This is a genomic window from Bacteroidota bacterium (assembly GCA_021300195.1).
GTDB lineage: Bacteria > Bacteroidota > Bacteroidia > J057 > JAJTIE01 > JAJTIE01.
The window spans coordinates 1-15,958 of the sequence record JAJTIE010000022.1; the positions used below are offsets into that span (position 1 = coordinate 1).

A 15,958-nucleotide genomic window follows, 5' to 3' on the forward strand; every position below is an offset into this window, starting at 1 on the left:
AAGTCCGCAGACGCCAATGATACTAGGGTAACTCCCGGGAAAGTAGGTCGCCGCCTCCTTTAATTCAAAACCCCTCCTGTGAAAACAGGTAGGGGTTTTTTATTGACTCTACCTACTAAACACTAAACGGGGGGAGGGGGGGGACGACCTGTTTTGGCGAACCGGGTTACCTACTTGCGGCATGTTCCGCATGCGGCTCCACCTAAATAATGTCTTGACGAAGGGCCTGTATGTGTGTTTCTTACCCATACAAACACACGATCAAACAGGCATGCTTCACCTTTCTTTGGCAATCTTTGCCCTTATGCTTCGTACCCTATTCTCTGCCACCATCCTGCTATTCCTTCTCGCCTGTACGGATGAGGAGGGGTATCGCGTAGTAAAGATATCCGATGGCGATACGGTCACATTGCTTTCGGGCACTACCCAAACTAGGGTACGCCTGTATGGCATAGATGCCCCGGAGCGGGGTCAGGACTATGGCACCCGTGCCACCGAGCACCTGCGCGGGCTGCTGGCTGCGGGTAGGGTACGCCTGGTTTCTACGGGTGGAGATCGTTACCAGCGCACCATTGGCATCCTGTACACCCCAGATGGGGAGAATGTAAACCTGGCCATGCTGGAGGCTGGCTACGCCTGGCACTACAAAAAGTATAGCAACGACCTGGCCTATGCACATGCCGAACTGCGCGCCCGAGAGAACCTCAGGGGCCTATGGCAGCAGCCCCGTCCCACACCGCCGTGGGAGTATAGGGCGCAAAAGAGGAAGGCACGCAGCTTCTAGGTCTGGCTTCCGGGCCTACCTGTTTAGTCGCCTTTGTGCAGGCTATGTGTGGTGCCTTTGGCCAAAATAATAGCTGGATTTACTGCGCTTGAAGGGTATTAGTTTGAAATACTATTTCGGGTAACTGTTATTTTGTGTGCAATTGTATAGGGAAAGGCCGTATAATGGCAGTATTTGCCTAATTTTGTACTAGTTATGAGCCAGAAATCCCATTTCGAGACCGATGCGATCCGCACACAGGCGGAGCGCAGCCAGCACCGCGAGCATGCAGTACCTATCTACATGACTAGTAGCTTCGTGTTTGAAGATGCCGAGATGGCCCGTGCCCTGTTTGCCGATGAGATGTCCGGGAACATCTACACCCGTTTTTCGAACCCCAATAACAACGAGTTTGTAGAAAAAATGTGCAAACTGGAGGGGGCTGAGGACGGCGTGGTAACGGCAAGCGGGATGGCGGCCATGTTTGTAACCATGGCTGGGCTACTAAGTGCGGGAGACCATGTACTGATGAGCCGAGCGGTTTTTGGCAGTACGCACCAGATCGTAACCCGCCTGTTTCCGCGCTGGAACATTGCCCATACCTATGTAGACCCCACACGCCCCGAGGAGTGGGAGCCTGCCATACGCGAGAATACCCGGATGATTTTTCTGGAGACCCCCAGCAACCCCGGCCTGGACCTGGTAGATATGGAGTGGGCGAGCAGGCTGGCACGCAAGCATCAGCTGATTCTGGCTGTAGACAACTGTTTTGCTACCCCCTACCTGCAGCGCCCTATAGAATACGGGGCCGACCTGGTGGCCCACAGCGCTACCAAGTGGATAGATGGCCAGGGGCGTACCATAGGCGGGGTGATAGTAGGTCGGGCTGACCTGATACAGGAGCTCCGGTTTTTTGTGCGCCACACAGGCCCCGCGCTTAGCCCCATGAATGGCTGGATACTGAGCAAGAGCCTGGAGACCCTGCACGTGCGCATGCAGCGCCACTGCGAGAATGCCCTGGCCCTGGCCCAGTGGCTGGAGACCCAGCATGAGGATGTAAAGCTGGTAAAATACCCCTTCCTGCCTAGCCACCCGCAGTATGAGCTGGCCCGGCAGCAGATGAAGATGGGCGGCGGCATTGTAACGTTTGAGATAAAGGGTGGTATAGACCGCGGACGCGCCTTTTTGGATCACGCTGGTGTACTGAGCCATACGGCCAACCTGGGCGATACACGCACCATCGTAACGCATCCTGCCAGCACCACCCACAGCAAGCTGACGGATGCAGAGCGTGCAGCGGTGGGCATCCATCCGGGTACCATCCGCATATCGGCAGGGCTGGAGCATATAGACGATATACGGGGCTGGGTGGATCATGCCCTGAAGGCCAGCAGGCTGTAGGTGCCGCTGCCGGGCTGCAAGATCTATGCCGGGCGGTGTGGGCTACCGGGTGTCCAGGTAGGGTAGCACAAACCGCAGTTTCAGCTCGTGGCGGTCCGTATGCTTGTCTTTCTGCACCCAGCACAGGGCGTATTGCCCGTTTTGGGCGGCCACTACGGGTTGTAGCTGATCTGTCCCGGGTGCTGCCGCGTAGGCAGGTAGTGCCGCGCCCAGCTGGCCTGTACGCAGGTCTTGAAAGCGGTAGAATACCTGTTCGTTCCCCTGGGTTCCCACTTTGGCTTGCCAGGCGTATAATACCATGGGCCACTGCACTACCACAGAGAAGGGATAGTTTTCGTGCAGAAAGCTGCCTATCGGCAGGCCGCGTTCTTCCCACACCGGTTCTCCGCGCCCGTTCAGTTTTTGTGCCATCAGCAGGTAGTCCGTTTGCGCCTGGCTCCGTTGGTCTAGCCACACCACCAGCATCTCGTCATTCTGGGCATTGTACAGCTCGGGATGCGTCTGCCTGCCCGCGTGTGGGCACACAGGCCGCCCTGCCTCTCCCCATAGGGGTTTCCCATTGGAAGCCATGCGTTGGGCAAAAATCTTGGTATAGTCCTGGCCAAACCGGTCATCGGCCCACACGGCTACCACCCCGCCTTCTTCTGGGCACTGCAGGGCTGGGTAGCGCTGGTGGGCTGGGGTGGGGGAAATGGCTAGGCCCTCTTCGCTCCACAGGGGGCGACCACTGCGGTCGTAGCGGTGCATGCGTATGTTGTATACCCCGCTTCGCTCATCCATCCAGGCCAGGTACAGGTTGTCTCGTGGATCTTTGCTCAGGCAGGGCCCCGTCTGATAGCTGTGGCTAGGGGCCACTGCCCGGCCCTGGGTGCCCAGCAGGGGGGTGCCACTGGGGTCTATTCGGTTTAGATAGACCTGAAAGCCTCGTTCCAGAAAGGAACGGCCATCTGTCCAGGCCAGCCACAGGTTTCCGTCGGTGTCCAGTAGCTGGCTTAGATCGCTCTGCGATCGGAATGCCTGGACCATGGGGGTCCCACTCAGGCCCCGGTAGCCCCGGGCATTGTAGGTTATCTGCTGGTAGTACAGGTCATCATCCACCCTGTTTCGGTGGTCTAGCCAGGCCAGTTGTAGCCCGGTGGCGGTGGCACATAGCTTGGGCAGGCTCTGGTAGCTGGGGGCCGTGCATATAGGCAGGCCATTTGGCGTCCAGTACGGGGTGCCATAGGCATCCAGGCGCTGTGCGTATACATCCGGGTTTCGGGGCCCACTTCGGTAGTCTTCCCAGGCCAGGTAGAAGTCTTGCAGTTGGCCGGCAATCAGCTGGGGGTTTAGTATTCGGGCCTCTTTGTGCTCCACCACCTGGTATAGCGGCACCGATCCTGCTGTGTCTAGCAGTTCGCCTGTTTCCAGTATTCGGTTTGCATATAGCTTGGGTGTTACGGGGTTTCGGTAGTCTTGCCACACTATCCAGGCTCCGCCCGACTCGGTAGATACGACCTGCAGGTTGTGTTTGTCTCCCTTCTCTTCTGTTATCGCTAGCCCCTGGTAGGGCCATAGGGCTGTGCCCTTTGCATTCAGCTTTTGGGCATAGATGCCGGGCCAACCCCGCCGGTTGTCTTGCCAGATCAGCAGCTGGTCTGTAAACACCGAGCCACTACCCGCCCGTACCGCCTGCTGGCTTGCACCATTTAGGCACACCAGTGTGCCATCGGCTGCCCACCAGGCGGTTCCGCTCTGTATGTCTATGCGCTGCGCATACAGGTCGGTATCGGTAGTCCGGTCGTCTAGCCAATACACCAGCAGGTCCGCCCCTTTTACGATCAGGCCCGGCTCGGCCTGGTTTCCTCGCTCTCGGCATATGGGTAGCTGGTATACCAGCCTGCCGTTTCGGGTAATCCGTGCCAGGTACAGGTCTTTGCCCCGTGTACCGGGGCCTAGCACCTCGTAGGCGCATAGCAGGCCGCCAAAGCCATCGCCCTGCATAACCGGCCGCTGCAGGTTCTGGTTGGCCCCCGGGGGGGGCAGGGCTATGCCCATGCGGTCCCACTCGGGTTCTCCGCCGGGGCTGTAGTGCTGGGCATATAGCTCCCAGCTGCTGCCCGATCGGTAGTCCTCCCACAGCACCAGTAGCCCGCCCTCCGGGCTCACATCCAGGCGTGGGTGCCGCTGCAGCCTATTTACAGGTGCTACGGGCACCCCCCCGAATGCCCAGCTCGGGCTGCCCTCGGTATTCAGGTGCTGCAGGTAGATCTGGCGGATACGCTCGGCCCCGCGGCTGTCTTCCCAGGCCAGGTATAGGCTCCCTAGCTTATCGCTAAGTGCGCTAAAGCGGGTGCCAGGCTCGGCAGCGGGTGCCAGATACTCGCCCAGCGGACTCCATAGCAGCTGGGCTTCCGCATCCAGGTGAATGCCATAGATGCCACGCAAGAAATCTCGCTGCTCTTCCCAGAGCACAAATATGCCCCCCTGCCCGTCTGCCACCACCTGGGGCTGGGCCTGCGTGTGGCGGCTGGGGCACAGCTGCCATCCGTCGGCAGACAGTAGGGGGGTTCCGGCAGCATTCAGGTGCTGCAGGATCACATTGGGCTGCTGCCCTGGGCTGCGTGTGCCAGTGTACACCACCCACAGCCCGCTCTGCCCATCGGCTAGCGCACAGGGCTGCGCCTGCTGCTCATCCAGGCTGGTGTAGGCATGGGCCAGGGTATACACGCTATCGGCCTGCTGGGCCAGGGCGAGCACGGGCGCACACAGCACCAGTAGGCCAATTGTTCTAAAGCACCGCACGCCCAAAGATAAGCGGGAAAATTCTTGTCCTAAAAAATGAATCCCGCTATTGTACAAACCAGCTTACTCTTCTATCTTTGCTCCTCCAAAACCGGGTGAGGTGGCTGAGTGGTCTAAAGCAGCACTTTGCTAAAGTGCCGTACGGGTCAAACTGTACCGAGGGTTCGAATCCCTCCCTCACCACACTAGGTCGTGGCAGATGCATAGAGTTGGGGCGAAGTAGCGGCACTTAGAGCGCGTAGTTTGTTTTTGTTTCGCTGTTTTTCTCGTTGCTTCCCTGCCTTTTTTTGACATAATCTGAATGCCCTAAAGGATCGAGGTGTAGCGCAGTCCGGTTAGCGTATCTGCTTTGGGAGCAGAGGGTCGCAGGTTCGAATCCTGCCACCTCGACACAGAAGGTGGTAAAGGGGGGCATGAGCCCCTTTTTTGTTGAGTAGGTAGCTAGTAGCAGCCAGGGCCATCCAGGTGTACAGGCGTGTAGAATGCCCCACCCGGAGCGCCAGCCAGTATCGCTAGGGCCTGGGCGTTAAGTAGAGACAGAAAATGCCTCCTTAGCTCAACCGGATAGAGCACCGGATTTCTAATCCGGGGGTTACAGGTTCGAGTCCTGTAGGAGGTGCCATAAGCGCCGCACCCGTATGGGTAGCAGGCGTTTTTTTATGAATTCAGCCTGGTAGCAATGTAGTAATCTGTACCCTATCTGCTTGTGGGAGTGTGCCCTACGCGCTGGAATAATTGGCAAAACGAAAGATGCGGAAAAGGCACAACAAAAGCTGCCATTGGCGGGCTTAGTTAGAAAGTTAAGCGGAAAAATGTCTTTACGAGGCCTTGCGGGCGGGGTATCTCTATCCATGCTCCCCATCGGAGTTCTTTCTGAAACAGCGCCTCGGTTATGCACCCTAGGGCTATGCCGCTCGCCTTGGAAACAAGCGGACGGCCCAGGCTCTGTGCCGAGGAAAGGCTAAAGCCCTCGGAACACGAAGGCCCCCTGAAATTGGGGGCCTTTTCGTTACGGGCCATGCCTGCCAGGGGGCAAGGCACCAGGGGTGACGAGCATGCGCTACAGCCTATAGTTGCGCTCAGCACCTCAGTTTTCTGCCTTTGTGGGCCACCGGGCTTCACTTTTTTGGGCACTGAGTGCTTGCTGGCACGTCTCTGCGTACTGGCGCATGGGGCACCCTAGCAGCTCAGCAGGAACTTGGCCTTCAGGTGTCATACTGCTCGGTAAGGGGCTCCTATTCCGGTGGGCGGCAGGCACCACACTGTAGGCGCATACGTGGAGGAAGCACCGTAGGTGTCTGCTGTTCAGCTGTGGGTGATCCAAGGGCACGCTCGCCCACTAAAGCTGCACGCCCAGCGTGAGGGTATCCAACTCGCCCACCACCACCAGGGTGTAGGGTCCGCGAGGTAGGATGTAGGGCCAGCTATCGTAATAGAGTTCGAAATGGAGGCCGCTAAAACTTGTGCTGTACCGCACCTGGCCAGTAAGGGGGTCTAGCAGCCTGGCGGTGTAGTTTCGGCGATTAACGGGCACATCCTGCGGGGTGCTGATGCTGATGCGGGAGACACCCGGATGCCCACTTGAAAATACCCGTACATCGAAGAAGCCCTCGGCCTGGCCGTCGCAGCCCTGTATGTAGGTATAGGGCTCGCTGGTAGCCACGCAGCCCTGGGGGCTACTGTACTGCACGTAGTAGGTGCCGCTGGCGGGCGGGGCATAGCTGCTGCCGGTGGCCTGGGGGATGGGTTGTAGGCTGGCATCCAGCCACTGGTTTCCGGTCTGCGCCTGGCTGCTGCGCAGCAGGCTGCCGTTCTGGCTGATGGTGGGGGTTGCGAATTTGCAGTCGTAGATCTTGACCAGCCAGTAGTCAGCACTTCCTCTGTTTATCTTTTTGTCTGAATTGTCACCAGCTCCGGATACGTACGCACCTCCCAATACATAGCTCCCATCGTGTAGCTCCAAGATACAAAATTTTTCGGATTCTACTCGAGTATATCCGCCTCCTATCGTCTTGTCCCATTGCTTATTCCCATTCGAGTCAAATTTTAAGATCCACATGTCCACATCTCCCTTTCTTGATTCTGATTTATCACCTCCAATTCCAGACGATGATATACCTAATAAAACATAGCCACCATCTCTAGTTATTTTTATGTCTTTCAAAAAATCTGGTCCTGTTCCTCCATAGGTTTTATCCCATTGCCTATTGCCAGTTTCATCCAATTTTACAATCCAGTAGTCAGATAGTCCTTTGCTGTCTTCTGATTTATCGCAGCATCCTGTATCGTTGTTATATCCCAAAGAATATGAATGTCCGCCCACCAAATAGCCTCCATCAGGTGTTTGTACTATTGAGAATAGTTGATCATGTCCTGTTCCTCCATAGGTTTTATCCCATTGCCTATTGCCATTTTCATCCAGCTTTATAATCCAATAGTCAAAGCAACAGGATGCCCCTCTTTGATTCTTTGGATCATAACTGTCTTGAGATTTTCCGTGTAAGGGATCTTGTCTATAAGCATCTGAATTGGAACTTCCGGCCAGAATATAACCGTTGTCTTGTGTTTGTAATATTAGCGGAAATATTTCATGAATTTCACCTCCAAATGTCTTATCCCATTGTATATTAAAATTTTGATCAACCTTTGATATCCAAAAATCAGTGGTATATTCTGTACCAAAATTTATTTGTGTTTTTTCGCAGCAGTTTGTTGCCAGATTAAATTCAGGTGAACTAGAAAATCCTGCCAACATGTATCCTCCATCATTTGTCTTTTTAAGGTTACTTAGCCAATCAAATCTAGTGCCTCCTAATCTTTTGTCCCACATTTTTTTAGCACTATCATCTGTTTTCACTATCCAGAAATCCATATTGTCATATACACTGAAGTATGGATCCTGACTTTTATCACCAGATATACTTGAGCGCGAGAAGCCTCCCAGAAAAAAAACTTGCTTGCCATTCTCTACCGTGCTGAGAATAGTCCATAGTTGGTCATTATCACTGCCACCCAATGTTTTATCCCATAGGATATTCCCATCCCTGTCTACCCGAACAGCCCAGTAGTCTAGCGACCCCCTGCCCGGTTCGGATTTGTCGCTCAGGCCCCTGCCATAGCCCACCGAGTCGGAGTTGGATCTGCCCCCCAGGATAAATCCGCCGTCTTCGGTCTGGTCCATATCCAGCAGTTCGTCGCTACCGCTGCCGCCATAGCTCTTCTCCCACTCTATTACAATGGGTTGTCCAAGCAGCAGGGCCGGGCATAGGCCCAGTAGTAGACAGAGGGTTTTTAGTTTCATAACAGTAGCTGGCTTATAGTTGGCGGGGCATACGGGATTCATTTAATTTGTTCTTGTGGGCTTTTCGTCCACCCTTAGGGCAGGTGGACGGCCAGGGTAAGGGTATCCAGCTCGCCTTTCACTTCCAGGGTATAGGGCCCCTGTGCCAGATTGCTGCTTACGGTGATTTCGAAATTGAGACCACTAAGGGGAGTGCTGTACCGCACCTGGCCAGTAAGGGGGTCTAGCAGCCTGGCGGTGTAGTTTCGGCGATTAACGGGCACATCCTGCGGGGTGGTGATGCGGAAGCTGCGCCCGCCTGCCAGCTGCTGTATGCTGAAGAAGCCCTCGGGCTGGCCGTCGCAGCCCTGTATGTAGGTGTAGGGGGGGCTGGTAACCACGCAGCCCTGGGGGCTGCGGTACTGCACGTAGTAGGTGCCGCTGGCGGGTGGGGCATAGCTGCTGCCGGTGGCCTGGGGGATGGGCTGGCGGGTGGCATCCAGCCACTGGTTTCCGGCCTGCGCCTGGCTGCTGCGCAGCAGGCTGCCGTTCTGGCTGATGGTGGGGATCAGCACGTTGCAGTCGAAAAAGCTAGTGAGCCAGTAATCCCAACCTCCACGGTTTGGCCTGCCGCCGGTAACACTACCGCCCAGAATGTATTCACCTGGATTAACCTCATGAAGGCCTCCAAATCTCGATGGTGCATAGATAGAAGTGTAATAACTCTCCAAGATCTTATCCCATACTTTATTTCCTTGTTCGTCTAGTTTAAGTATCCAATACTTGGAAATACCTATGGCTTTTGGGTCGGTAATATCGCCTCCTTTAGGCGAGGAGACTGTACCAGAAAGCAGGAATCCTCCATCATATGTCTGGATTACTTTATTTAGATAGTCATCTCCGCTTCCACCTATTGTTTTGTCCCATATTTTGTTGCCATGGGCATCTATTTGAATAATCCATAAATCATTCTGTCCTTTTGAGTTTTCACTTTTTTCTTGCCCGATACCTGAATTTGAATAACCCCCAATTATGTAGCCCCCATTGTGCGTTTCAATAATAGAGGTCGGTTCTTCTTTTCCGCTACCCCCATAGGTCTTCTCCCATTCAATAACTCGGCCAGATGAGTTTATCTTTGCAATCCAGAAATCATCATCACCCCTGCTATCCTGGCTTTTAATACACTCGTAATTAGGGCGTCCATTTGTCCCGTTACAGGCACTGGATCTGGATCTTCCTCCTACTATTATTCCTCCATCTGAGCATATTTCCAATGCAGTTAATACATCCTTTCTTATTCCATTTCCAATCATACCTCCACCTATGGTTTTTTCCCATAGGACATCTCCATTGTAGTCTAACTTCCCAATCCAGAAATTGTAATTCTCTGGATATGAGCTTCTGATGTGTATGCTCCATCCTGCTAATATATATTGTCCGCTAGTAGTTTCGCGTATAATACTAGGTTCAAAGTGGGTATTACCAAAGGCACCATATGCTCTATCCCACTCCTTTATTCCGTTAGCATTTAGCTTGATGATCCAGTGATTGTAAGCACCCCCAGGGTATACTGTTTTGTCATTCCCTTTTCCTGATCGGGATCTACCAGATAGAATAAATCCTCCGTCTTGTGTCTGCTGGGCAGATAATAAATCATCAAATACATAAGTGTGTCCGTCGGTTATATCGCCACTTAGTGTATTATCCCACTCTTTTTTTCTATTCTTGTCCAGTTTAACTACCCAGTAGCTTACACCAGGTGCCTGTTCTGTTTTGTCGCCAGATTTATTTGAGTAAGAAGTCCCCGCCAGAAAATATCCTCCGTCCTTGGTAGGCAGGATAGATGATGCCAGATCCGCAGCAGTCCCCCCGAAAGCCGTATCCCACAGCTGTATCACATTGGGTGCCTGGCCGTGCAGCGGGTGTGTCGCCAGCAGGCAGTAAAAAATGGCGGCGGCCAGGCCCAGCCCGGGCGCTGTGCGCAGTATGCGGGGCAGGGGGCGTATCGGCAGCGGGGTATGGGTCATGGCTATAGGGTGTAAGAGAGTTCGGTATTAAACTGCCAGTAGGTTTCGGTGGGCAGGTGGTTTTGGGTCAGCAGGTTGTAGGCGGTGGTGGCGCTCAGGTTTATTTTTTTCAGCAGGGTGGTGCCCAGGGTGAGGAAGGGGCTGGTGCGCGTGCCCAGAGATTCGTCTCGGGCCAGGGCCGCGCCCCCCTCTATGCGCAGCCAGCGCAGGTGGGTGCTGGCCAGGGCGGCCGTACCGGCGTACAGGCGCTGGGGGGGCAGCACAAAGTCTTGCTCGCTGCTTGTGCCCGTTTCTCCCTGGTTCAGGCTGCGGTTGCTGCTCTCCCACACCAGGTTGGCCTGCGTGGTCAGGGTCCATTTGCCCAGCTGCAGGCGGTAGGCGCTGCTCAGGCTATACAGGCGTATGCTGGGGAAGGCCGGGGCCGTGGCATCATAAAAGGTCTGCTGGGCGGTGCGCAGCTGGTGGCTGGCACTCAGGCTAATGGCTTGCGGGTTTTTTTTGCCGTAGGCATAGGCCGCAGTCAGGCTCAGCAGGTGGAAATCACCAGCGGGCGGAATGCTATCCTGGCTTTCGGTCTTTACCACCTGGCTTACCCCCTGCTGCCGCGCCAGCTGGTAGTCTGCAGACAGGGTGGGGGCTTTTGGCGGGCTCCAGGTGGCACCGGCACCCAGGCTGGTGGTGTTTACCCCATAGGGTTTCAGGCCCTTCAGGTTTGTCTGCTCATATTCGGCCAGGCCCCGCACCTCCAGGTGCAGGTGGGGGTACTGCCTTTTGGCCAGCAGGGCGTATGCCCTTAGGTCGTTGCGCAGGAAGGGCACGCCAAAGGAGGTGTAGCCGGGCCCCAGGCGTCGGTATCGGGCCTCCAGCTGCGTATGCTTGTCTAGCGCATAGGCCAGGGCCAGCTGCAGGGCATAGTCCTGGGCCAGGGTGTCGCTGTAGGCATACAGCTGCCCTACCCAGCCCGGCACCTCTCCTGCCTGCGGGCGGTAGGTATTCAGGTCTCTGTAGGTTAGGCTTTTGTGAAACTCGCCCCGGAGGCTCAGGCTTTCGCCGAGCAGGGGCAGGGCAAAGTCTAGCCCGATCAGGTAGTTTCGCCTGGGGGTGTTTTCGGGGAAAAGCGTGTCTGGGGCCTGGCCCTGCCTGTCGGTGCCATACAGCAGGTTCAGGTGCAGGTGCGTGCCCTCCTGCGGCCCCCTGCCTACCGAGGCGGCTACGATATTGCGGGTATACAGTGCGGGCAGGCGCAGCTGGTACAGGCTATTCAGGTTGCTGAGGCTGATGGCCTGGCTGGCGTTCTGGTTGTGCGCGGCCGATGCCTGCACATGCCATTCGCCCGGCTCCAGCTCCACATCCAGGCCCAGTATGGCCGCCCCCTTGAAGGCCAGGTCGGCATAATAGGGGTAGCTGGTGCCTAGCTGCAGCTTTTTGATGACGAACAGCTTTTGCTCGCTCTTTTCCAGCAGGCCCATTTCTACCAGCCGCTTCTTATTGGCAAACGCCTGTTGCGGTTTTTGCTGCACCTGCTTTAGTTGTTCCAACTCGTGCTCGGCCCGCGTCTGTCGTGCTTGCAGGCTGTCGGTGGGCAGCTCGGGCAGGTCATACAGGTTGGCCGCCTCGGGTACCCGCTTGCTCAGGGCATTGGCCTGCAGGGTGTAGGCTTTTGCCTGGGCTTGCAGTGCCCGCAGCGAGTCGGCATAGGCGCGGCCCTTCTGCAGCTGGCCCAGCGTACGGGCATTTTTGTTCAGTGTGTCCAGCTGCTCCGTATACCAGTGCTGTAGCGCATGGTTGCGCTCCAGGGCTTCTGCCATCAGCCGTTGTGCCGGCTCAGCGTCCTTGGGCAGTTTATCCAGGTTAGCCAGTTCGTTCTCATAGGCTGCCAGCTCAGGGTAGCCCTCGTACAGGCTTTGGGCCCACTGCATTTTGTTATACGCCTTGTTGTTGTACGTCGCGCTGTCCAGCTTGTGCATGTAGGCCAGCTCCTGCTGTTTTTGCTTTGCCTTCTGCTCCGCACGGCTCAGCACCTTCTCTTGCAGCGATTGCACATCCAGGCCCAGGCTAAACTGGCTGATAGCCTGCCGATACGCGCCCTGCTCTGTGGTGGCCAGGCCTCCCAGCTGTACTGGCAGGGCTGCCAGGCTTGTCTGTAGTCCGCCCCGCAGCCGCACATAGTCCGGCGGCTGTAGCAGGTAGTCATTTCCCGGATTGGTGCTGTGCTGGGTGCTAATGCCCAGCTGCCCCCGCACAGGCAGCTGCCCCCGGGCTTTTTCCGGCTGCTGCGCCCTGCTAATCTGCACCAGGATGCTTGAGTAGATGCCAACGCAATAAAGGAAGTATAAGAGCCTGCGTGCGATCACCCGCGAAAGTTAAACACAAAATGCAACCTGGTGATGAATCTTCTGCTACATTATTTTTTTGTGAAGCGAGTCCCTGGAAAGTAAAATTTTATATAGTTTTGGGCTCGTTTTCTGTACCCCAATAACGCTCCTACTGAGTATGATGAGTAGCGTAGAGATATGAAGACTTGTACATATTCTGCATATCCTCGCTATGGGGCTGAAATTGGGTATTTAGGAACGGCCTATGCCGTCCTTGTTTATTGTGATACTGGTAATATGAAAATGAGTATGCGAAGAGTTCCTGTTGTATTGTATGTTTTTTTGCTGGGTTTATTTCTTGGCAGGCCAGATGGTTTGCGGGCTCAGCAGAGCCCTGCCCTTGGCCCCAATGAGCTTCAGTACAATGTTGAGATAGAAGAGGTTCGTGGGTCGGGTGGCCAGGTGGTATCCCGCCTGGAGTCCGGTTTCTGGCAGGCAATTGCAGACGGAAATCAGGCTGCCGTTTATATTAAGAACAGCCCGTTTCGGGTAGAAAAGTCCAGCGTACACGGCGTAGGGCTTTTTACCGATGCTGCTACCAGTTTTCAGCAGGGAGACAGCGTATGTACCATTTTTTACAAGGTGCTGCCCAGCGGACCATTTCTAATGGCTTATCGCAGCTCCGTTGTAGGCACCTTTATCAACGATAGCCAAACGCCCAACACCCGCATTGAGCTAAGAGAGCGAGCCATTATCCTGCGGGCCAATCGGGATATTCCACCAAACACCGAGATACTGGGCAGCTACCGCGAGCTTATCTCGCTGTTTCCCAATGACAAGAGTGCCGAGATGAGCATCAAATACTGGTAGGGCATGAAAAGATCGAAGCTTAAGAAAATAGCACTCCTTACCGTTGTTTTTTTCTTTATCTCTACAGCGGCCAAGGCTTTTGTGCTGATAGAGCTGCTGATTGTAATTGTACTTATTGGTAGATTAGGAGGTGTAAAATGCGAGCAAGATGCCTATGCGTTGGTACTGATCAAGCAGGGCACCCCCACGGCAAACCTGAAGTTTGATCTTACCCTACAAAAATTATCCTCTCCCCGGGAGGTTTATGTTTTCCCCGAGATACCCATTACAGATTTGGAAAGGAGTTGTGAAACGGTAACCCTGGCAGAGGGCACCTCCAATGGCACCTATGATGTTTATCGGATAAGAAAACCTCGATCCGCGCCTGCTTACCAGTACGAGGTTTCGTATTCAATAGCTGCTACCTTTTCTGCAGGTATTTCCCAGCAAAATGTGCATTTTATTCCTAAATCCTTTACCTTGAGCGAAAATATTTCTAGCTGTATTACACCCTACGAATTTGCACTTTTAGATCAATATTTACTACGAATTTCCTCCATAGATACCAGCCTTTTCACTACACCTTCGGCCCGGGTTTTTTTGTATAATGAACGCTTTGGTAGGCATGAAACCGAAGCCAGTTATGCGCAAAAAAAGCTCAAGTCGCATGAAATAGCCTCCAAGCCCTACTACGAGCAGGGCGGATTGCAGTTCAATGGCGCTCAGTATATAAATTTTGGAAATGACCCCGCATACAGAAATTTTCTCCAGAATGATTTTTCGATAGAGCTATGGATGACCCTGGATCAACTGGAGGAGGGCCGAAAGTATTCAATTCTGTCTCTTTCACCCGAGAGCCAAAATTGTTCTGTACAGGGCTGCCTGGATCAACCACTTCAGGCTTGCTATCAGCTGAATATGAGCATAGAATTCAATAAGAGTGCCTTTGCGGTTGAACATGAACTTCCGACGGATTGGATCACGATCACACTAAGTGTAAACGACCCTGCGAGAAGTGGAAAGTATGGATTTGATATCGTGTATGCTTTTCCGAAGTATCGCTGGTATTATTCCGATAGTTTGGGGTTGATTGTTCCACTAGATTCTGCGGTTCGTGTTCCGCTATTTTTCCAGAAGCGTTCCAATAATCCTAAACACTGGTCTTTAGCACTGGGTGGTCTTTCTTCTTTTGATAATTATTATTATTATTATTATTCGAGCTACTTATATAATTATAATTGTCCTCCCGCTAATCAGGATACCGTCAGCCATGTAAGTAATGCCCTGGTTGCAGTCGGCACATCAGGTGCCAGTTTGTTGTTGGGCTCCAGTCGAGCCGGGTCTTTTACGGATGGCTTTCGCGGCCGGCTAGACCATTTTCGTATTTACCACGGATTTCACGATCCATACATGATTGCTTTAACTAGACCTACTTCATGGTTGGGAGTGGGTAATTTTCCCTATGCAGGAAACTCACATTTGTATGAGCATCCCTCGCGCCTGCTGCTTTCGGTGCCCCTGAATGACGCAGCGGGTACCATTGCCCACGACTACTCTCCGCGTGCCAATCATCGGGATATATCCGCTACCGGCTTTGGTGCTTCCCCCAGCTGGTTACCGGTTAATATTGATGGTGTTAGTAATTTCGATCCTGACTACATAGAAAGGCCCCTGGAGTGTAGGGAAAGATGTAAGCGTGGCTGTGGAGAATATCAAAAGAATTCATTGGGATGCTCGTGCAATTAGTCCTACCTAATCAGGCTATGTCGCCATTGCGCCATTTGCGCTTTATGCCTGTGTGTGCCCGGCTTATTTTTGTCGGCCTCGTTTGCCTGGGTACGCTGCGGGCCCAGGGCACAACTGGCCTAAGGCTGGTACTGCCACAGGATGAAGCTGTGCTCTATCAACCCTATCCCATGTTTTCCTGGCTATCTCAGCAGCCGGGATCACCACTTTTTACCCTGCGTATTGCCGAGGTGTTGGCCGTAGGTAAGCGAGGAAATTACCAGTCAAAGGAAGCAGCTATTCTCTCTAATCCGGCTATCTATGAGATCAGTAATATACGGACTCAGACTTACGTCTATCCAGTCACAGCCCCCAGGCTACAGGCAGGCAAAAAGTATGCCTGGCAGGTATTGGCTATTAACACCGAGGAGGGTGGCGAGACGCTGGCACAGAGTGAAGTTCATCTATTTTCCATTCCCCTGGCACCGGATGATTCAGTAAAAGAGGAGGATCCACCTCAGTTTTTTTATCGCATGCGTGCAGACCAGGTACACGGATTTGTACCCCCCCTGGAGGGTAAACTACCCATACAGCTGCATAGCAACTACAAGTCTTCCGATTTTTATGCCAGGATTTATACTCGATCTGGCACCCTGGTACGCGAGTTGGGCATTAGAGATGCAGCTTTGGTAGCGTATGGAGACAATCGGTATAAGATTCAGGTTTCGGATATGCCACATGGCCAGTATCAGATTGTAATAGAGGGAACTAATCGACAGCTTTGGTACCTGAATTTTATCATTAACTAATCATT

The 15,958-nt window shown here is 53.9% G+C and carries 9 protein-coding genes and 3 tRNA genes; 8 read left to right on the forward strand and 4 right to left on the reverse strand.

The window, feature by feature from the left end; genetic code table 11:
• The first annotated feature begins 304 nt into the window (after positions 1-304).
• The gene (locus LW884_05985; GenBank protein ID MCE3007884.1) at positions 305-784 is read left to right on the forward strand and encodes a thermonuclease family protein; all 480 of its coding nucleotides are present in this window, start codon (positions 305-307) and stop codon (positions 782-784) included.
• A 195-nt stretch (positions 785-979) separates the two neighbouring features.
• Positions 980-2,164, forward strand: a complete 1,185-nt coding sequence (locus LW884_05990) for a PLP-dependent transferase (GenBank protein MCE3007885.1) — start codon at positions 980-982, stop codon at positions 2,162-2,164.
• Positions 2,165-2,206: 42 nt separating this feature from the next.
• Here LW884_05990 and LW884_05995 read toward each other — a convergent pair whose 3' ends face one another.
• Positions 2,207-4,948: a hypothetical protein gene (locus LW884_05995; protein MCE3007886.1), complete on the reverse strand. Its 2,742-nt coding sequence runs from the start codon at positions 4,946-4,948 to the stop codon at positions 2,207-2,209.
• Between the two features lie 94 nt (positions 4,949-5,042).
• On the opposite strand from LW884_05995, the gene LW884_06000 reads away from it, so the two are divergent.
• The 3 genes from LW884_06000 to LW884_06010 all read left to right on the forward strand — a co-directional run bounded on the left by LW884_06000 (position 5,043) and on the right by LW884_06010 (position 5,570).
• Positions 5,043-5,131: transfer RNA gene (locus LW884_06000), tRNA-Ser, on the forward strand.
• Positions 5,132-5,263: 132 nt separating this feature from the next.
• Positions 5,264-5,338 (forward strand) — tRNA-Pro (locus LW884_06005).
• A gap of 155 nt (positions 5,339-5,493) precedes the next feature.
• A tRNA-Arg gene (locus LW884_06010) sits at positions 5,494-5,570 on the forward strand.
• A gap of 717 nt (positions 5,571-6,287) precedes the next feature.
• On the opposite strand, the gene LW884_06015 is transcribed toward LW884_06010, so the two are convergent.
• From LW884_06015 to LW884_06025, 3 genes are all read right to left on the reverse strand, one after another.
• Positions 6,288-8,249 carry a hypothetical protein gene (locus tag LW884_06015; protein MCE3007887.1) on the reverse strand — a complete coding sequence of 654 codons (1,962 nt, stop codon included), beginning with the start codon at positions 8,247-8,249 and terminating at the stop codon, positions 6,288-6,290.
• Positions 8,250-8,323: 74 nt separating this feature from the next.
• Positions 8,324-8,803, reverse strand: coding sequence for a hypothetical protein (locus LW884_06020; protein MCE3007888.1), 480 nt, complete (start codon positions 8,801-8,803; stop codon positions 8,324-8,326).
• Between the two features lie 1,454 nt (positions 8,804-10,257).
• Positions 10,258-12,549 carry a hypothetical protein gene (locus tag LW884_06025; GenBank protein MCE3007889.1) on the reverse strand — a complete coding sequence of 764 codons (2,292 nt, stop codon included), beginning with the start codon at positions 12,547-12,549 and terminating at the stop codon, positions 10,258-10,260.
• 396 nt (positions 12,550-12,945) lie between these two features.
• Here LW884_06025 and LW884_06030 point away from each other — a divergent pair, with 396 nt between their 5' ends.
• The 3 genes from LW884_06030 to LW884_06040 are packed head-to-tail and all read left to right on the forward strand — an operon-like array spanning position 12,946 to position 15,953.
• A complete protein-coding gene (locus LW884_06030; GenBank protein MCE3007890.1) occupies positions 12,946-13,440 on the forward strand; it encodes an SET domain-containing protein-lysine N-methyltransferase in 495 nt (164 codons plus the stop codon).
• Between the two features lie 3 nt (positions 13,441-13,443).
• Positions 13,444-15,165 carry a hypothetical protein gene (locus LW884_06035; GenBank protein ID MCE3007891.1) on the forward strand — a complete coding sequence of 574 codons (1,722 nt, stop codon included), beginning with the start codon at positions 13,444-13,446 and terminating at the stop codon, positions 15,163-15,165.
• 17 nt (positions 15,166-15,182) lie between these two features.
• On the forward strand, positions 15,183-15,953 hold the full coding sequence (locus LW884_06040; protein ID MCE3007892.1) for a hypothetical protein: 771 nt from the start codon (positions 15,183-15,185) through the stop codon (positions 15,951-15,953).
• Positions 15,954-15,958: the final 5 nt, after the last annotated feature.

Bases quoted from the DNA above. Each gene is read 5' to 3' on its own strand.
- LW884_06015 (MCE3007887.1), bottom strand. From the start codon at position 8,249: ATGAAACTAAAAACCCTCTGTCTACTACTGGGCCTATGCCCGGCCCTG.
- LW884_05990 (MCE3007885.1), top strand. From the start codon at position 980: ATGAGCCAGAAATCCCATTTCGAGACCGATGCGATCCGCACACAGGCG.
- LW884_05985 (MCE3007884.1), top strand. From the start codon at position 305: ATGCTTCGTACCCTATTCTCTGCCACCATCCTGCTATTCCTTCTCGCC.
- LW884_06035 (MCE3007891.1), top strand. From the start codon at position 13,444: ATGAAAAGATCGAAGCTTAAGAAAATAGCACTCCTTACCGTTGTTTTT.
- LW884_06040 (MCE3007892.1), top strand. From the start codon at position 15,183: ATGTCGCCATTGCGCCATTTGCGCTTTATGCCTGTGTGTGCCCGGCTT.